This window comes from Pseudoalteromonas sp. 68 DY56-GL68 (genome assembly GCF_041414825.1).
Classification (GTDB): domain Bacteria; phylum Pseudomonadota; class Gammaproteobacteria; order Enterobacterales; family Alteromonadaceae; genus Pseudoalteromonas.
This window is the reverse complement of record NZ_JAOCZL010000024.1, coordinates 185,971-204,297: the sequence shown is the minus strand read 5'-3', so window position 1 is coordinate 204,297 and position 18,327 is coordinate 185,971. Positions and strand designations below refer to the sequence as shown.

Below are 18,327 nucleotides of genomic sequence, written 5' to 3'. Positions count from 1 at the left end.
CGTCGACACACTTAAAACTCTTAAAGATAACTGTTTTTAACATTTTATATTCAGCTGAGCTATGTTCCACGTTATCATAGCGTTTTATCTATGTTGTAGGCACAGTGATGGCGCGTATTTTATACTCCTTAATTTTATATATACTTAGCCCGCTTATTATCTTCTATCTATACGTGCTAAGAGGTAAAAAAAATGGCGGTTATCGTCATCATTTTGCGGAGCGCTTTGGTTTTTTAGCAACTAAAAAGCAAGATATTGTTATTCATTGCGCATCGGTTGGTGAGGTGCTTGCAGCAACGCCGCTCATAAAAGCTATCAAACAACACAATCCCAATTTAAGTATTTTAGTAACATGCAATACCCCGACGGGCCGTGAGCAAATAAAAAACAACTTCCAAGACTCTGTTAATTGCTGTTATTTACCTATTGATTTTCCTGGCGCTACTCACCGCTTTTTAAAACGAGTTAAACCTCAAGTACTGTGTATTTTGGAAACAGAGCTGTGGCCTAATTTAATGGCGCAAAGCAATAAACGTGGGATTAAAGTGCTTATTTTAAACGCGCGCCTTTCTGTTAAATCACAGCAGGGTTATCAAAAGGTGATGCCACTAACAAAAGTGATTATGAATTCAATAAGCGCTCTTGCAAGTCATAACCAAGAAGATGCGAACCGTTTCATTGAGCTTGGTTTAAAGCCTGAAAAGGTGCAAGTATTTGGCTCTATTAAGTTTGATATCACGCCAACAAATGAACAATTAATTAAAGTCGCTGCACTTAAAAGTCAATATAACAACGAGCGATTTATTTGGGTTGCAGGCTCTACTCACCCCGTTGAGCATGAGCTAATTTTAACTGCTCATGAGAAGCTGTTAAAAACGTTACCCAACGCTCTTTTGATTATTGCTCCGCGACACCCAGAGCAGTTTGATAAAGTTGCGGAAATATTAAAAAGTTCAAATTTGAGCTTTAGTCGTCGCAGTGAAGATAACTATAACAACCAACAAGTTGTGCTAGCAGACACGTTAGGTGAGTTACAATGCTTATATGGTGTGGCAAACATCAGCTATGTTGGCGGTAGTTTAATAGAACGAGGCGGCCATAACCCATTAGAGTCAGCTGCGTTTTCTGTTGGCGTATTAGCAGGCCCTCATACTTATAACTTTGACCATATTTATCCTGAGCTGATTAGTGCTTTAGGAGCTAAAACCGTTACCGATGAAAATCACCTTGCTGATACGCTTATCGCTTTGAGTACTGATGTACAAAAGACGATTAAGCTCGGTCAACAAGCTGCGAAATGCGTTGCTAACAATCAAGGCGCCATCAGTAAAACTGTCAATTTAATTGAGCTTTACTTAGAAAGTTAGAATAGATAAATAGAGAAATAACGTGAGTTCAAAGTACACTATGAATCGCCCAGAAAAACAAATGCGCGAATGGGTATCCAGCGTAATTGTAAAATACAATTTTTGCCCCTTTGCCCGTAAAGAAGTTGAAAGCAATTGCATTCATTATCAAATCAGTCAGTCAGTAACGATTGATGATGCGGTAATGGATATGCTTCACGAGTGTAACGAGCTAGACCAGCAAGCACAGCGCGAAACAACCCTTTTGATGTTTGAGCAAGGCTTTAAGGATTTTGAAGAGTTCTTAGATTTAGTCGATTTAGCCAATGCACTTTTAGCTGCGCAAGGGTATGAAGGTAAATATCAAATAGCCAACTTTCATCCTGACTATGTGTTTGCTGATAGCGATGACAGCGATGCTGCAAACTATACGAATCGTGCACCTTACCCAACACTGCATTTGATCCGCGAAGCCAGTATGAGCGAAGCGTTAGACAGCTACGATGAACCCGAATCTATCCCAGAGCACAACATTAAACTAGCAAGGCGCAAAGGCATCGACTTTTGGCAGCAGCTGCTGCAAAACTGCATCGATAAAAAATAAAGCCAGCATTGCTGGCTTTTTAGTTAGTTCAAAGACTATTTTTTAACCCACTCACCATTAACTTCAATATAATGGCCAGACTTTGTTTTCTCGATGGTTTTTGCTGCTGCAAGGGCTTCCACTTGCGACAAAGACAAATTATTCTTTTTCGCAAGCTTTAAATACTGTTCTTTACGCTTGGCATTTATATCGTTAATGAGCGCTTTCGCTTCACTATTATTTACCACTAAGCCTAAATAACCCGAGCTATCTTCACCTACTAATCCTTGGTTTTTTGCATCATCCAGGCTAATTGCCCAAGCAGAAAATGATAAACAAACAGCACTAATTAAAGTGATCACATTCAATTTTTTAAGTTGTAATTTACGCATGTTTGCTCCTTAGAATAATTCACTATCATCACTGAACAGGGTATCAAGTTCTTTATCCACTTTAACGCGGATCTCATGGTCAACTTTTACGTTTAAGTTGATTGTAATTGGTTCTTTAGCTGCCACCTCAACACGGTGAGTACAGGCACTTAAAAGCCCTAAAGCTGTTAGCATTACTAACCATTTAGCCATTATCGCTTCCTTTTTTTGCATACTCTTTTTCAACTCTTTGAGTAATTTCGTCACTTAAGCGCAACGCCCTTAATAAGGTGAACACGTTCTCTTCATGGTTATAATTAAAATTAACCGCTTGTTGCTGTTGTTCATTATAGCCTTGTAAGTTTACACCTAAGTGCAACCAACCATCTGGTTTTAAATCTACGCTACTTTTTAGCTGTTTAATAGCTAAGTTTTCTAACAAACTCAGTGTCGTACTCAACTCTTGTTGCTGCGCTTTTACCGCTTCGAAGCCAGCGTTATTAATGATCAGCAGTTTACCTTCTCCTTGGTTCACTAACTGCCCTTGCTTTACTGCAATACCTTGCTTATTTATCGTAATAGGCAGTGTCCCTGCCAGTCGTCCTGATAAACTAATACCTGACTCTGCATCTAGGGTGACGAGCTTACTAGCATCTATATTCTCAAACTTAGCCGTGACAGTTTGACTATCAAGCAATGGACAAAATTGATTGACAACAAACGCTCCGCCTAACACATGCCCTGTCACCTTTGATACACAAGGCTTATTATTATCAAGATTTAATCGGCCTTGTACTTTTTTTACAACGGCACCCGCTCGCAGTTCATTGAGTGTAAATTTAGTTGGCACAATATTAAGCTGCCCTGAATTAAACGCACCTTCAATATCTACATTAAAGTCATTAGCAAGGTAATCATTATATAGCGCTGCTAATTTTGCGATCCGAATATCACCCTTTGCCTGCTGTAAATTTACATCGCCTTTTATAATCCCTGAAACAACACCATCAGTAATTGTCACGAGCGGTTCGAATTGGGAAATGATAGGGTTGAACTTTGATATAGCTTGTTCTGGTATCACTAACTCAAATGGATGCGCAACCTTGGACATATGATGGCTGACAAGCGCCTCCAAGCCATCTGCAAACACATGATGCGTTGCTTGTAAGGCTCTGCTTTGCAAAGCGTTAGTTACTATTGAGAGCTTATTTAAGGTAATTTTTGGAGTTATTAATTTAGCTGCTGTGGTTTTTGCATCAATATCGGCAAATAATTCACCCACACTTAAGTCACTATTTACACTGAGCTCATTATTGATTTTCAAAACTTGAATCTCATTGTAATTTATAGACTTAGCTTGACTACTTACTTTAGCACTTAAGTGTTGCTCATCACTTAGTTGAGTATCAATATGGCTAGTAAACTCAGTTATTTTTAGGTCTGCTAAAAGCGCATTTTTAGCTCTTACATCTGCGGTGAGTTTTCCAACTATAGGCTTAGAGAGCAATTCATTAACACTCAACTTGCCACTAACCTGAAAACCATCAGCCTGAAAATCTAAAAATGCAGGGTGTGAACCCAATGACAGCTGAAAATCTGCAGTTACGTTTTTTTCATTCAAATGCGCATTGAGCTTAAATTCATCAATATCTCTACTAATAAAATCAATGCTAACTTGGCTATTAAGTGATGCCAGCGGATCCTGTAAAGAAAGGGTCGTATTACTGACTGTCACCTCACTTTGCCCTTCAGTTGTTAGCAGTTTTACAATTGGGACTGATAGTCGCTCACCTTCAACAGTTACAGGCTGTTCAATTTGTAACTGCCAATTAAGCGGAAACTGCGCTTCAATAAATGATTGGTGTTGTTGGTCTGCGATGGTGTTTAAGCAGTCTCGGTTTGCACTAAGTTGATTTTGTAAAGCGGATAAATCCGCGTATAGATGCTGTTGATTTAATTGGTACTTAGCACTTGCTTGTCCGTGAGTAGTAAAACTTAACTCACATTGCTCGAAAGCGTGCTGATAATTTGCATTAATTACGCTTTCAATCGCAACCGTAATGCCATCAAACCTAAGCTGTGACTCGCTGGTAAAATGGCTATCTTTTGGTAACTCAATGAATCGCTCAGCTATTTTATCATCAAGGGCAATACTGGCTTTGACTTCATAATTAGCTATTGCAACGTCTGCGTTAAGGTCACGTGAAACTGTAAAATGGTTTAGGCGTTTTTCATGTATTGCCAACCTAATGGGGTTATCGGTAAACGGTGAGACGACATCAAGCTGCTGAATGCTTATTAGCGGTCTTTGTACAGGCAGTGTTAGAGCAAGCTTTTTAAATTCGGTTTGCGTTGAGTTTGATGCTTGTTTGTCTGCCAAGTTACTGACCGTCAAATTAGCTCGGGAAATTGTCACCTGCTGCTTATTCGCAATAATGCCAGCTAACTCAATTTGCTGTCCTTGATAGGTTAAACATAATTTCTCGATACTTAAATCAAGCTTGCGAGTTAATGACCAGTCAATACAGTGAAGCTCAACGCCACTTTTACCAAGCAAAGGTGGTAAGTACCACGATGTCAGTGGTAACCTGAACAGATACGCCAACAGCGCCACGCTTAGCATGACTCCTAGCAGACCAACACATGCTCGCTTAAAACTCAAAAAACTCTCCTTGCCTTTGAACTTACACTTACTAGCACTATTATAAACAAAAAGGCTGCACTTAATAGTGCAGCCTTTTTAGTTTAAACGGTTTGTATGAACCTAGCTTGTATAGCTACGTTCTAGCCAACGTTTTTACGTGCGTTGCGGAACATACGCATCCATGGGCTATCCTCTGTCCACTCATCTGGGTGCCATGAGTTAGCTACAGTACGGAATACACGCTCTGGGTGCGGCATCATAACCGTTGCACGACCATCAGTAGAAGTAATACCTGTGATACCTTCTGGCGAGCCATTCGGGTTAGCAGGGTATTGCGTTGTTGGGTTACCGTAGTTATCAACAAACTTCACTGCCACAGTACCTGACTCAAGCGCAGCTTTAACCGCATCAGCGTTTGCGAACTCGGCATGGCCTTCACCGTGAGAAACAGCGATAGGCATACGTGAACCTGCCATACCATTAAAGAATACCGATGGGTTTTCTTGTACTTCTACAAGGCTAAAGCGAGCTTCAAAACGCTCTGACTTATTCGTTACGAAACGTGGCCAGTGCTCAGTGCCTGGGATCAATTCTTTCAATGTTGAAAGCATTTGACAGCCATTACACACACCTAAGCTGAATGTATCTTCGCGATGGAAGAAGCTTTGGAACTGCTCACGTGCCATCTCATTAAATAAGATTGACTTAGCCCAGCCTTCACCTGCACCTAGTACGTCACCGTAAGAGAAGCCACCACATGCCACTAAGCCTTTAAATTGCTCAAGTGTTAAACGACCTTCAAGGATGTCGCTCATGTGCACGTCAACCGCTGCAAAGCCTGCACGGTTAAATGCCGCCGCCATTTCTAAGTGAGAGTTAACACCTTGCTCACGTAGAATCGCCATTTTCGGCTTCGCACCTGTTGCAATGTAAGGCGCTGCAACATCTTCGTTTAAGTCAAAGTTTAATTTTACATTAAGACCAGGGTCTTTTGCGTCAAACTTAGCGTCAAACTCTTGCTTAGCACACTCAGGGTTATCGCGACGTGCTTGCATTTGGTAAGTTGTTTCTGCCCAAATAGTACGAAGCTCAGTACGCGTATGGTTAAGAACCACATCATCACCACGAGTGAATAGCACGCGGTCATCAGCGTTTAGTGCACCAATTTCATGGCTAATAGCTGCTAAGCCGTGATCTGCAAGAACTGCTTTCACTGCGTCTAAGTCAGCGTTTGCCACTTGAATCACCGCACCTAGCTCTTCATTATAAAGCGCTTCGATGTCTGAACCTGTTAAGCCAGCAAGGTCAACAGTTACACCCGTGTGACCAGCAAATGCCATTTCAGCGATAGTCGTGAATAAACCACCGTCTGAACGGTCATGGTAAGCAAGTAACTTGTTATCAGCAACAAGCGCTTGCATTGCTTCATAGAAGCCTTTTAATAGTGCTGGGTTATCAACATCAGGCGTTACATCCCCTAGTTGCTTATAAACCTGTGCAAGGCTTGATGCGCCCATACGGTTTTGACCCGCACCTAAATCAACTAATAGTAGTGATGACTCACCTTTATCAGTACGAAGTTCTGGTGTCACTGTTTTACGCACATCTTCAACACGACCAAAAGCAGTAATGATCAGTGATAATGGTGCAGTAACTGATTTTTGCTCACCGTTTTCATCCCATTGAGTTTTCATCGACATTGAGTCTTTACCAACAGGGATTGTTAAACCAAGTGCCGGACAAAGCTCTTCACCTACCGCTTTTACAGCTTCGTAAAGACCTGCATCTTCGCCTGGGTGGCCTGCTGCAGCCATCCAGTTTGCAGATAGCTTGATATTTTCAAGGCCACCGATGTTAGCACACGCGATGTTCGTTAGTGACTCAGCCACAGCTAAACGAGCAGAAGCACCGTAGTTTAAAAGTGCAGCTGGTGTACGTTCACCTAGTGACATTGCTTCACCGTGGTAAGTATCAAACGCAGCGGCTGTTACCGCACAGTTTGCTACTGGCACCTGCCAAGGACCTACCATTTGGTCACGCGCAACTAAACCCGTTACCGTACGGTCACCAATGGTGATTAAGAATGTTTTCTCAGCAATCGTTGGTAGGCGTAATAAACGCTGTGCAGCGTCTGCAGCATCAATGTTAGCAACGTCTAATGGTTGCGATTGCGCTTTTTTCGATTCAACTTCGCGGTGCATTTTTGGTGCTTTACCAAGTAAAACATCAAGCGGAAGATCAACAGGGTTGTTACCAAAGTGGCTATCTTCAACTGTTAAGTGACGCTCTTCTGTCGCTTCACCAATAACAGCGTATTCTGCTCGCTCACGTTTACAGATTGCTTCAAAGCGCGCGAAGTCTTCTGCTGCAACTGCTAATACGTAACGCTCTTGAGATTCGTTACACCAAATTTCGTGTGGTGCCATACCCGGCTCATCGTTTGGAATGTCACGAAGTTGGAATTTACCACCACGACCACCGTCGTCTACAAGCTCAGGGAATGCGTTAGAAAGACCACCTGCACCCACATCGTGGATGAAAGCGATTGGGTTTGCATCACCTAGCTGCCAACATTTATCGATAACTTCCTGACAACGACGTTCCATTTCTGGGTTTTCACGCTGCACAGATGCAAAGTCTAAATCTTCGTTTGATTGACCTGAAGTCATACTAGACGCAGCACCACCACCAAGACCGATGTTCATCGCCGGACCACCTAGTGCGATAAGTTTTGCACCTACAGGGATTTCACCTTTTTGAACATGCTCAGAACGAATGTTACCTAAACCACCTGCAAGCATGATTGGCTTGTGGTAACCACGTACCTCGATACCGTTATGGCTTGATACTTTCTCTTCGTATGTACGGAAGTAACCAAGTAAGTTAGGACGACCAAATTCGTTATTGAATGCCGCGCCACCTAATGGACCTTCAGTCATGATATCCAGTGCATTAACGATACGACCAGGTTTACCGAAGTCTGTTTCCCATGGCTGCTCGTAACCTGGAATACGTAGGTTAGATACAGTGAAGCCAACTAAACCCGCTTTAGGCTTAGAACCACGGCCTGTAGCACCTTCATCACGAATCTCACCACCCGAACCTGTCGATGCACCTGAGAATGGCGCAATCGCTGTTGGGTGGTTGTGCGTTTCAACTTTCATCAAGATTTCGATGTTTTCTTGATGGTATGCATACTCGCCTTCATTGTTTGGGAAGAAACGACCCGCTACTGAACCCTTCATTACCGCTGCATTATCTTTATAGGCAGATAACACGTTTTCAGGATTTTGCTCGTAGGTGTTTTTGATCATTTTGAACAATGATTTTGGCTGTTCGATGCCATCAATTGTCCAATCAGCGTTAAAGATTTTGTGACGACAATGCTCAGAGTTTGCTTGTGCAAACATGAATAATTCGATGTCGTTCGGGTTACGCCCTAACTTTTGGAAGTTTTCTACCAAGTAATCAATTTCGTCATCTGCAAGCGCAAAACCTTGCTCAACGTTTGCTTTAGCAAGTGCTTCACGGCCACCACCTAAAATGTCAACTGATGACATTGGACGCGGCTCATCATGGCGGAATAATTTAGCTGCATCAGCCATATCCGCGTGCGTAGCTTCAGTCATACGGTCATGTAATAACGCTGCAACTTCAGCTGTTTGCTCAGCTGACAGCTGACCTTCAACGTAGTATGCAATACCACGCTCAACACGGTGAACTTGGCTTAAACCACAGTTATGTGCGATATCAGTTGCTTTTGATGCCCAAGGCGAGATAGTACCTGGGCGCGGCGTTACAAGAATTAACGTGCCAGCAGGGGTATGCTCGGCGATCGTTGGACCATAAGTAAGCAGCTTTTCTAGCTTTGTTTGCTCATCGGCTGAAAGCTCAGCAGTAAGATCAGCAAAATGCATAAACTCGGCATAAACGTCAGTGACTGGAAGTTGTGCCTGTTGGCAACGCGCTAAAATTTTCTGAACTCTAAAATCGGAAAGTGCTGGTGCACCACGAAGGATCAACATAGGTATTTTCATCCGGGGTTAGGGATTGAACGATATTTTAGGCGCGTATTATAGTGCAAATAACGCCTAGATTTAACTCAAAATTGCGCTTTTATTTAAATAATCTTCATAACCGCTTTTATGTTTGCAACAATCAAGTACCTTAATACGCGTTATTTTTTCGCAGGTTCTTGTTCTGTATGACTTATCTATTTGCAACCTTGATGCCTTTATTAATTTAAAATAGATATATAAAACTATTCGCCAAGTGACGCAGCTTTGAAGTTTTGCTATAACGGTAAGGTAATGGTTTAAGGGGCATTTATAATCTATGCAAAAGTTACTCGCTATTTTTAGTTTAGTGCTCATGTTATGTGCATGCGATATGCAACAACCGCCTTCGCAACTAGCTCATATTAAAACGCAGAATAAAATCAGAGTTGGCACTTTAGCTGGCGCGAGTAACTACTATCAAGCACCACAAGGTGTGCAAGGCTTCGAGTATGAGCTTGCTCAAGAGTTTGCTGACTATGTTGGTGTTGAGCTTGAAATGGTACCCTTTTTTAACTTATCAGATATGTTCTCCCGCCTAGAAAATGGCGACTTAGACGTAATAGCTTCAGGACTTACGTACAATACGATTCGCGCTAAGCATTATCGCTTCGGTCCAACTTATCGCACCATTAGTCAAAAACTAGTTTACAAACAAGGCCGTGTTCGCCCCCGCGAATTCGACGATTTGACTGGCAACTTAACCGTGCTTGCAAAAAGCAGTCACTCACTTGCTTTACAGCAATTAAAACAACTTCACCCGACTTTGAGCTGGAATGAAACAGAGGACATGGATGAAGAAGAGTTATTGCAAGCTGTGATTGATGGTGAGATTGACTACACCCTCGCTGACTCGCATACATTGTCATTGTTTCGCCGTTACCATCCTAATTTAAGCATTGGCTTTTCGGTCACCCGAAACGATCCAATTGCATGGGTTTTAAGAAAAGATGGTGATGACTCTTTATATGCTTTAATGGTGCCTTTTTTCGGCGATATAAAACAAACGAACCAGCTTTACGTGCTTGAAGAAAAGTACTTTGGCCATGTGCGCCAATTTAACTATGTAAATACCCTTGCCTATATCGAAGCGATTAAAGAAACATTACCTAAATATCAGCCTTGGTTTGAACAATACGCGGGTAATATTGACTGGCGCTTACTTGCTGCACTGAGCTATCAAGAATCAATGTGGAATCCCAAGGCTAAATCGCCTACTGGGGTTCGTGGTATCATGATGTTAACTCAAGCTACAGCCAAACAAGTTGGCGTAACCAACCGTTTAGCACCTGAGCAAAATATCAAAGGTGGCGCTGAATATTTAGCCCAACTAATCTCTTGGATCCCTGAGCGAATTCCACAACCTGACCGTACATGGTTTGCACTCGCTTCATATAATGTAGGTTGGGGGCATGTAAATGATGCGCGTATTATTACCGAGCAAGAAGGTGCCAGCCCTGATAAATGGGCTGATGTGAAAAAACGTTTACCGCTTTTAATTAAAAAACGCTATTACCGTAAAACTAAATATGGCTATGCACGAGGCGATGTTGCAGTGAAATATGTTGATAATATTCGTCGTTACTATGACGCTTTGGTTTGGCTTGATGAAAACGACGCTATTTCAAACCCGAGTGATGAAGAAGCTATAACGCAACAAGAAGCCCCTAACTTACCAGATAATAACAACAAACAGGGTAAACCTGACAATGAGCAACAAGCAGCTAATACTGAACAAAACAAGTTAAACAATAACTAACCGATACTGCAGAAATCAGTTTACTTGTCATCAAATGATCATTATCTTCTAGGACAATGTCATAATTCATGCCATGCTTTCTCTCACTTTAGGAGCTCACATGTTAAAAAGAAGACGTACCACACATAAATTTAAGCGTAATGTGATTTACTCTACAGCAACACGCCGTCGAATCATGCTACGTAATACACACAAAAAAGTTATTTGGCGCCGCCGTTTATTTGCAATGCAATTAATGGAAGCACAAGAAACCCCAGCAACGCCGGTTGTTTAACTAGGCGTTGCGAGCAGCAAGCTTTGCCGCTTTTTTCTCTTCTCTACGGCGTTTAAAAAACGCTGAAATTACCGCCCCACACTGTTCACCCATTACATCACTGGTTACTTCAACTTGATGATTTAGTCTTGGTTCTTGTAATAGGTTCATAATTGACCCTGCAGATCCTGTTTTTGCATCTTTAGCACCAAATACTAAACGTTTGATACGGCTATGCACCAATAATCCTGCACACATAGAGCAAGGTTCTAAGGTCACGTATAAAGTACAATCAACCAAACGATAGTTATTAAGTACTTTACCCCCTTCACGTATAGCTATCATTTCAGCATGGGCTGAAGGGTCATTATCAGTAATTGAGCGGTTATAACCAGAAGCTATGAGTTGATTATCCTTTACCAGAACTGCACCAACAGGAATTTCATCAATCGCTTCTGCTTTACTTGCAAAAGTGAGGGCTTTTTCCATCCAATACTCATCACTATATTGTTCGCTCATAAATCACACAAAACTTGTAAAACTGTGAGTAATTATACCTAGTTAGTCAATAAAAAGGGCAATAAATACTGCTACACTAAAAAATTAACGCAAATTTTAGTGGCTTTTCCATGGCTCAATGGACCTATATTGCGCTATAATCTCGCGCTTTTTTTATTTCGCTAATAGCAATTCAACTAGGTAAATTTGTTGATTTACAATTTGCAATTGATATCAATACACGGGTAGCAAATGAAATTTCCTGGACGCCGCAGGCATAAACATTATTTTCCAGTGGAAGCTAAAGATCCACTTACTAATCAACTCAACTCAACGGAACGACTACAACGTAGTTACATAACCGGTATCGACCAAATTGTGGTCGACATTGAAGCTAAAGTTGATCAAGCTTTCCTTGATGAATTTCAATTGCGCCGCGGTATGTCGCAAGTCATTGATAACGATATAACCAATGCCTTATACGACCGTTTAAAGCTCAATAACATGGTCGATTATGAGTTTGCTGGTGGCACTATTGGCAACACAATGCACAATTATTCGACGCTTGCTGATGACCGCTCAGTATTGCTGGGTGTTATGAGTGAGAATATCAAAATTGGTAGTTATGCATACCGCTTTTTATGTAATACCTCTAGCCGCGTAGATCTTGATTATTTACAACCTGTTGATGGGCCTATTGGGCGCTGCTTTACCTTGATTGACGAAACGGGTGAGCGTACTTTTGCCATCAGTGCAGGTCTTATGAACCACCTTCGCCCTGAATCAATTGATAAAGAACTCATAGAGAACTCATCAGCATTGGTGATCAGCGCCTACTTAATGCGTACACAAGGCGATGAAACCATGACTGACGCAACAATGCAGGCTGTGAAGTATGCCAATGATGCAGGTGTCCCCGTGGTATTAACACTCGGCACTAAGTTCTTAATTGAACAAGACCCTACTTGGTGGGCTGAATTTGTTAAGGAACATGTTGATATTCTTGCGATGAACGAGGAAGAAGGTCTAGCCATTACAGGTTTTGAAGATCCGCTTCTTGCAGCAGATAAAGCCCTTGATTGGACTGACTTAGTGATATGCACAGCCGGCGAAAAAGGTTTATTTATGGCCGGTTATGTCGATGATTCATTCAAGCGTGAAACAGAATACCCACTTCTACCAGGTGCAATCGCAGATTTTAATCGTTACGAGTTTTCGCGCGCAATGCGTAAAGAGGACTGCCAAAACCCTATTCGTGCATATAGTCACACCGCACCATTTATGGGTGGTCCTGATAGCATCAAAAACACAAACGGCGCAGGCGATTGCGCGTTGGCTGCGGTACTTCATGACTTATCAGCGAATGTGTACCACAAACTTAATGTGGCAAACTCAGCAAAGCATCAGCAACCTGCTATGACTTACTCATCGCTTGCACAAATTAGTAAATACGCTAACCGTGCAAGCTATGAAGTGCTTGTTCAGCACTCGCCACGTTTATCGCGTGGTTTACCTGAACGCGAAGATTGCTTAGAGCAAGTTTACTGGGATCAGTAACCGCGACTAAAAAATCGAAATATCCAGTTTCTGGGATAAGCGCTCAAGAGCCGCTATCCCAGCCACTGAGTTACCATATGAATTTAAGCGTGGTGCCCATACCGCAATCGTAAACTGATTAGGTAGCACTGCTAAGATTGTTCCGGATACCCCTGATTTTCCGGGCATACCTACACGGTAACCGAAATCCCCCGCAGCATCGTATAAACCACTGGTAAACAGTAACGAATTAAGTTGTTTATTTTGCCTTGCACTCAGTACTTTATTACCGTTGGCATCTTTGCCCTGATTAGCGAGGTAATTGTAAGCTTTTGCTAATTCAACGCAGTTCAATTCGATGGCACAGAAATTAAAATAGGCCCATAAGACATCATCTACTTCGTTATTAAAATTACCAAATGATTTCATTAAATGTGCCATGGCCGCATTGCGATGACGAAATTCATATTCAGAGTTAGCCACTTTTTTGTCGATTATGACGCTTGGATTCCCTGATAACTGCCGAAATGATTCAAGCATAGAATGCATCGGTGCAGACAGTCGACTGTAAAGCGCATCACATGTCACAATGGCACCAGCATTAATAAATGGGTTACGTGGGATGCCGTGTTCAAACTCAAGTTGGGTCAGTGAGTTAAACGCTGTACCAGAAGGCTCTTTACCTACTCGCTGCCACAGCTCATCCCCATAACGCTGAAGCGCCAAAGTCAGGGTCATTACTTTAGAAACTGATTGAATAGTAAAACGCGCACTACAGTCACCACCGCAGTAAGTTTGACCGTCTACGGTATGAATCGCTATAGCGAACTGATTTGGCTCAACCTCTGCTAGCGCAGGAATATAGTCAGCAACCTTACCTTGGTTCAGTAATGGCTGAACTTCTTTGGTTATTTCATCTAATACATGTTGATAATCAATCTGTGACATACCGCGTCCTTAAAACAAAAAGCCCCGCGTTTGCGAGGCTCTGTAGTCTACTAGAGATGGTTCAGTTTTACTCTTAAATTAACTCATTGCTATTTGCAATTTTTTCATCGCTGTTTTCTCTAGCTGACGAACACGCTCTGCTGAAACATTGTATTTTTCAGCAAGCTCTTGCAGTGTTGCTTTATCATCTGCTAACCAGCGCGCACTAACGATATCTTGCGAGCGCTCATCAAGGGTTTTTAATGCGCTGAATAAACGTGCATGAGATTGCTCTTGCCATTGCTGCTCTTCAATATCATCAGCAAGGTCAGCACTGCCATCTGTTAAATACTGTACTGGCGAATATGTGCTTGTCGGTGCGTCATCATTATCGTCGCCCGTTAAATCAAAGCCCATATCTTGGCCGCTCATACGTGATTCCATCTCACGTACTTCTTTTTCACTAACACCCAGCTCGTTAGCAACGGTACTAACCTCAGCTTGGTTGAACCAACCTAAACGTTTTTTGTTTTTACGTAGATTGAAGAATAATTTGCGTTGCGCTTTTGTTGTTGCAACTTTCACGATACGCCAGTTTTTTAATACGTATTCGTGAATTTCTGCTTTGATCCAGTGTACTGCGAATGAGACCAAACGAACACCGACACTTGGGTCAAAGCGTTTTACCGCTTTCATCAGACCGATATTACCTTCTTGAATCAAATCAGCTTGCGGTAGACCATAGCCCGAATAGCTTTTTGCAATGTGAGCAACAAAGCGAAGATGTGACATAATGAGTTGCTTTGCAGCATCAAGATCACCTTCTTCCTGAAGACGTGTCGCTAACTGTTTTTCTTTCTCAGCATCAAGCATAGGAATCGTGCTAACAGCTTGAAGATAGCCATCCATACTTGCGCTTTGTTGACCTACAGTAAGTGCCATTGCGTATAAATCTTTACTCATTTTTCACCTCAGTGATAAACATTTTAAAACCATCTTAGCACTCTTTAAGCGAGAGTGCTAATTTCAATTAAAAACTTTTTTGAACCTCAGATCAAGTGGTTTTTTTATCTATTTTTAGTCTACGCTAACACGCTGAATATGCGGTGAATTCTAGTTTTGATTGAAAGAGCGATAAATTTATTACTGCTTTTATTTAGCGCTATTAGAGCAGTGTAACAACGAATTGTTACACTTTATTGTTATACTTTATCGGGTTCTATTTCTTTTATATAGCGGCTAACTGATAAGTAAGACCCGACAAAGCCGAGGGCTGTTGCAAGTGCAACTAAAACGCCGAATTCCGACATTGTCAGACCGATTAAATCAAAGCTGGTTTCATAGACGCCCGCCACTTCACTAACCGCACTGCCTAGCCACCACATCATTAAAGCAACACAAATAAAAGAGAACAAACCACCAATAATACCGTACCAAACCCCTGTCCATAAAAATGGCGCATGAATAAAGGTATTTGTCGCACCGACTAGCTTCATCACTTGAATTTCTTCTTTTTTGTCCATTATTGATAAGCGGATAGTATTACCAATGATTAAAGTAACAGAGGTTAATAATAGTAGGGCAATAGTGATTACACTCTCTTTTAATAAACTTAATAGCGCATTCAAACGCTCGAGCCACGCGATATCAAGCTTACCAAAATCAACCTCACGCTCAGCCTCTAGTTTTTTAAGTAATTGCTCTGCTGCATTGGGTTGACGGTGACGAATGGTAGGCGTAACGATAACAACATCAGGCAGTGGATTTGCATCAAGGTATTCCAGTGCTTGGCCAAAACCAGATACCTGTTTAAACTCAGTAAGTGCATCCCCTTTTGAAATAAACTCCACTTTATCGATCTCAGGATAAAGAGCTAAACGTTTCACTAGGGTCTGCGTTTGTTGCTGAGTCATACTTTCTTTAACAAACAACGAAATTTCTGCCGCTTCTTCAAAGCCACTACTCACTTGAGATACATTTTTAACCACTAAATACAAAGTGGCAGGTAAAGTTAAACTCAAGCCTAAAACAGCAATCGTCATCAGTGATGCAAGAGGTGTTCGCCACATTTCACCTAAACTATGCACACCTTGTCGAATAAGGTTCATTATAAAAAAGTAAGGCGAAGCAAAAAATGATTTTTGTTGTCCCTCTGTTTGGCTTGAGCGACTTTTGAATAATAAACTCATAGTGTTTCCTCCGCTAACGGATCTTGAATCATTCGACCATCCTTTAACGTGAGGCTGCGGTAGCGCATACGCGCAATCAAGCCAATATCATGAGTTGCAATTAATACCGTTGTACCATGGTGGTTAAAATCCTCGAATAAGCGCAGGATATCCATTGAAAGCTCAGGATCTAAATTACCTGTTGGTTCATCAGCTAATAAAATTGGTGGCGAATTAACAATCGCTCTGGCGATCCCTACACGCTGTTGCTCACCACCAGATAAAGTAGCAGGACTACATTTAGCCTTATCGAGCAAGCCAACCTTATCCAGTGCACCATGAACACGTTTAGCAATTTGCTTGTGGTGCGTTCCTTCAATCACAAGCGGTAAGGCAACGTTATCAAATACAGAATAACGCTCTAAAAGGCGATGGTTCTGAAAAATAATACCAATATCACGACGAATATACGGGACCTGGCGTGATTTAACGGCATTTAAATCCACACCATTTATTAGTACCTGCCCTGCTGATGGGCGCTCCATGAGGCTAATGAGCTTTAACAAAGTACTTTTACCAGCACCACTATGGCCTGTTAAAAAAGCAAGCTCGCCGGGCTTAATATGAAAGCTGACTTTTTCAAGGGCACGATGGCCCCCCGGATAGGTTTTACTGACTTGCTGAAAATTTATCATTTTAATTTATCAATCATCTTACAGCTAAAAAGGGAGTTAACTCCCTTTTTAATTAGTTATGCATCATCCTCATCTTGGCTAAACAGCGCATCAATGAAGTCATTACTGTTAAAGGTGCGAAGGTCGTCAATTCCTTCACCAACACCTATGTAACGAATTGGAATATTAAACTTATCTGCTACAGCAAAGATGACTCCACCTTTTGCCGTACCATCTAACTTAGATAATGTGATACCGGTTAAACCAACGCATTCATTAAAAAGTTTTACTTGGCTAATCGCATTCTGACCCGTACCCGCATCAATTGTTAACATTACTTCATGCGGTGCATCAGGGTCTATTTTTTTCATTACGCGGGCTATTTTTTCAAGCTCTTGCATAAGGTTATCTTTATTTTGCAAACGCCCTGCTGTATCAGCGATTAACACATCTACATTACGTGCTTTTGCCGCTTGAAAAGCATCAAATACAACTGAGGCACTGTCTGCGCCAGTGTGCTGAGCAATGACCGGAATGCTGTTACGCTCACCCCATACTTGTAGCTGCTCAACAGCAGCAGCACGGAAGGTATCACCTGCGGCTAACATGACCGACTTACCTTCATTTTGGAATTGCTTCGCAAGTTTACCGATAGTCGTTGTTTTACCAACGCCATTGACACCCACCATTAAGATCACAAATGGCTTTTTATCACCTGATACAACCAACGGTTGCTCAGCAGTTTTAAGCATATCAGCCATTTCTTGCTTCATTAACTCATAAAGAGCATCACCATCTTTTAACTGCTTACGATCCGCTGCATCAGTTAGGTTATCAATCAACTTCATTGTTGTATCAACACCTAAATCTGCTGTTAATAGCTGTGTTTCTAGTTCTTCGAATAACTCATCGTCTATTTTCTTACCGCTAAAAATAGAGGCAAAGCCAGAGCCAATATTAACGCGAGTTTTTAATAGACCTTTTTTAAGGCGTGCGAAGAAACCTTCTTTCTTTGGTTTTTCAGCTGCGGCTTGTGCAGCTTTCTCTTGCTCTACACGCTCAGCCTCATCAGCTGCGATCCGTTCTTGATCTAAACGTTCAGCTTCAGCCTTTTCTGCAGCAATGCGCTCTTGTTCTAGACGCTCAGCTTCTGCCTTTTCTGCAGCAATACGCTCTTGCTCTAAACGCTCAGCCTCTGCCTTTTCTGCCGCAATACGTTCTTGTTCTAAACGCTCTGCTTCTGCCTGCTCTGCTTCACGCTGCGCCTTTTCAGCAGCAACGCGTTCTTGCTCTAATTTCATTGCGGCTTCTTGCTCAGCAAGACGAGCTTGTTGTTCACGGCGCTCTTGCTCTGCCGCTTGCTGCTCTTGAGCTAAACGCTCTGCTTCTGCCTTTTCTGCTGCAATGCGCTCTTGTTCTAAACGTTCAGCCTCTGCCTTTTCTGCAGCAGCTTGCTCAGCTTCACGCTGCGCCTTTTCAGCAGCAACGCGTTCTTGCTCTAATTTCATTGCGG

Annotated in this window: 15 protein-coding genes; 5 read left to right on the top strand and 10 right to left on the bottom strand. The window is 42.0% G+C overall.

Annotation, left to right across the window (positions count from 1 at the left end; all coding sequences use genetic code 11):
- Positions 1-107: 107 nt before the first annotated feature.
- Both waaA and NYF15_RS20135 read left to right on the top strand, forming a co-directional pair.
- A complete protein-coding gene (gene waaA, locus NYF15_RS20140; RefSeq protein WP_371354480.1) occupies positions 108-1,367 on the top strand; it encodes a lipid IV(A) 3-deoxy-D-manno-octulosonic acid transferase in 1,260 nt (419 codons plus the stop codon).
- Between the two features lie 40 nt (positions 1,368-1,407).
- On the top strand, positions 1,408-1,950 hold the full coding sequence (locus NYF15_RS20135; protein ID WP_371354520.1) for a DUF1415 domain-containing protein: 543 nt from the start codon (positions 1,408-1,410) through the stop codon (positions 1,948-1,950).
- Between the two features lie 35 nt (positions 1,951-1,985).
- On the opposite strand, the gene NYF15_RS20130 is transcribed toward NYF15_RS20135, so the two are convergent.
- The 4 genes from NYF15_RS20130 to purL all read right to left on the bottom strand — a co-directional run bounded on the left by NYF15_RS20130 (position 1,986) and on the right by purL (position 8,969).
- Positions 1,986-2,321, bottom strand: a complete 336-nt coding sequence (locus tag NYF15_RS20130) for a YdbL family protein (protein WP_130149468.1) — start codon at positions 2,319-2,321, stop codon at positions 1,986-1,988.
- A gap of 9 nt (positions 2,322-2,330) precedes the next feature.
- Positions 2,331-2,513, bottom strand: coding sequence for a YnbE family lipoprotein (locus NYF15_RS20125; RefSeq protein ID WP_062568706.1), 183 nt, complete (start codon positions 2,511-2,513; stop codon positions 2,331-2,333).
- A complete protein-coding gene (locus NYF15_RS20120) occupies positions 2,506-4,962 on the bottom strand; it encodes a YdbH domain-containing protein (protein WP_371354479.1) in 2,457 nt (818 codons plus the stop codon). Before NYF15_RS20120 ends, NYF15_RS20125 begins: the two co-directional genes overlap by 8 nt.
- A gap of 122 nt (positions 4,963-5,084) precedes the next feature.
- Positions 5,085-8,969, bottom strand: a complete 3,885-nt coding sequence (gene purL, locus NYF15_RS20115; RefSeq protein ID WP_371354478.1) for a phosphoribosylformylglycinamidine synthase — start codon at positions 8,967-8,969, stop codon at positions 5,085-5,087.
- A gap of 310 nt (positions 8,970-9,279) precedes the next feature.
- Between purL and mltF the strand changes: the two genes are divergently transcribed.
- Together mltF and NYF15_RS20105 are read left to right on the top strand one after the other, a co-directional pair.
- Positions 9,280-10,758 (top strand): membrane-bound lytic murein transglycosylase MltF, encoded by a 1,479-nt coding sequence (gene mltF, locus NYF15_RS20110; RefSeq protein ID WP_371354477.1) that lies wholly within the window; start codon positions 9,280-9,282, stop codon positions 10,756-10,758.
- 100 nt (positions 10,759-10,858) lie between these two features.
- Positions 10,859-11,032, top strand: a complete 174-nt coding sequence (locus tag NYF15_RS20105) for a hypothetical protein (protein ID WP_162898022.1) — start codon at positions 10,859-10,861, stop codon at positions 11,030-11,032.
- On the opposite strand, the gene tadA is transcribed toward NYF15_RS20105, so the two are convergent.
- The gene (gene tadA / locus NYF15_RS20100) at positions 11,033-11,530 is read right to left on the bottom strand and encodes a tRNA adenosine(34) deaminase TadA (RefSeq protein WP_341803254.1); all 498 of its coding nucleotides are present in this window, start codon (positions 11,528-11,530) and stop codon (positions 11,033-11,035) included.
- Between the two features lie 231 nt (positions 11,531-11,761).
- Between tadA and NYF15_RS20095 the strand changes: the two genes are divergently transcribed.
- The gene (locus NYF15_RS20095) at positions 11,762-13,066 is read left to right on the top strand and encodes an inosine/guanosine kinase (protein WP_130149463.1); all 1,305 of its coding nucleotides are present in this window, start codon (positions 11,762-11,764) and stop codon (positions 13,064-13,066) included.
- A 6-nt stretch (positions 13,067-13,072) separates the two neighbouring features.
- Here the strand turns inward: NYF15_RS20095 and glsB are convergent, their stop codons facing one another.
- From glsB to ftsY, 5 genes are all read right to left on the bottom strand, one after another.
- Positions 13,073-13,993, bottom strand: a complete 921-nt coding sequence (gene glsB / locus NYF15_RS20090; RefSeq protein ID WP_237119962.1) for a glutaminase B — start codon at positions 13,991-13,993, stop codon at positions 13,073-13,075.
- Between the two features lie 78 nt (positions 13,994-14,071).
- Positions 14,072-14,935 carry an RNA polymerase sigma factor RpoH gene (rpoH, locus tag NYF15_RS20085; RefSeq protein WP_371354476.1) on the bottom strand — a complete coding sequence of 288 codons (864 nt, stop codon included), beginning with the start codon at positions 14,933-14,935 and terminating at the stop codon, positions 14,072-14,074.
- Between the two features lie 239 nt (positions 14,936-15,174).
- Positions 15,175-16,161, bottom strand: coding sequence for a permease-like cell division protein FtsX (ftsX, locus tag NYF15_RS20080; RefSeq protein WP_237119963.1), 987 nt, complete (start codon positions 16,159-16,161; stop codon positions 15,175-15,177).
- On the bottom strand, positions 16,158-16,835 hold the full coding sequence (gene ftsE / locus NYF15_RS20075; protein WP_062568697.1) for a cell division ATP-binding protein FtsE: 678 nt from the start codon (positions 16,833-16,835) through the stop codon (positions 16,158-16,160). The genes ftsX and ftsE overlap by 4 nt, the downstream gene beginning before the upstream one ends.
- Before the next feature lie 56 nt (positions 16,836-16,891).
- A partial coding sequence (gene ftsY, locus NYF15_RS20070) for a signal recognition particle-docking protein FtsY (RefSeq protein WP_371354475.1) occupies positions 16,892-18,327 on the bottom strand: 1,436 nt, incomplete at its 5' end.

Coding starts and splice junctions, on each gene's coding strand:
- waaA (WP_371354480.1), top strand. CDS start 108: ATGGCGCGTATTTTATACTCCTTAATTTTATATATACTTAGCCCGCTT.
- NYF15_RS20135 (WP_371354520.1), top strand. CDS start 1,408: ATGAATCGCCCAGAAAAACAAATGCGCGAATGGGTATCCAGCGTAATT.
- NYF15_RS20130 (WP_130149468.1), bottom strand. CDS start 2,321: ATGCGTAAATTACAACTTAAAAAATTGAATGTGATCACTTTAATTAGT.
- NYF15_RS20125 (WP_062568706.1), bottom strand. CDS start 2,513: ATGGCTAAATGGTTAGTAATGCTAACAGCTTTAGGGCTTTTAAGTGCC.
- purL (WP_371354478.1), bottom strand. CDS start 8,969: ATGTTGATCCTTCGTGGTGCACCAGCACTTTCCGATTTTAGAGTTCAG.
- mltF (WP_371354477.1), top strand. CDS start 9,280: ATGCAAAAGTTACTCGCTATTTTTAGTTTAGTGCTCATGTTATGTGCA.
- NYF15_RS20105 (WP_162898022.1), top strand. CDS start 10,859: ATGTTAAAAAGAAGACGTACCACACATAAATTTAAGCGTAATGTGATT.
- tadA (WP_341803254.1), bottom strand. CDS start 11,530: ATGAGCGAACAATATAGTGATGAGTATTGGATGGAAAAAGCCCTCACT.
- NYF15_RS20095 (WP_130149463.1), top strand. CDS start 11,762: ATGAAATTTCCTGGACGCCGCAGGCATAAACATTATTTTCCAGTGGAA.
- glsB (WP_237119962.1), bottom strand. CDS start 13,993: ATGTCACAGATTGATTATCAACATGTATTAGATGAAATAACCAAAGAA.
- rpoH (WP_371354476.1), bottom strand. CDS start 14,935: ATGAGTAAAGATTTATACGCAATGGCACTTACTGTAGGTCAACAAAGC.
- ftsX (WP_237119963.1), bottom strand. CDS start 16,161: ATGAGTTTATTATTCAAAAGTCGCTCAAGCCAAACAGAGGGACAACAA.
- ftsE (WP_062568697.1), bottom strand. CDS start 16,835: ATGATAAATTTTCAGCAAGTCAGTAAAACCTATCCGGGGGGCCATCGT.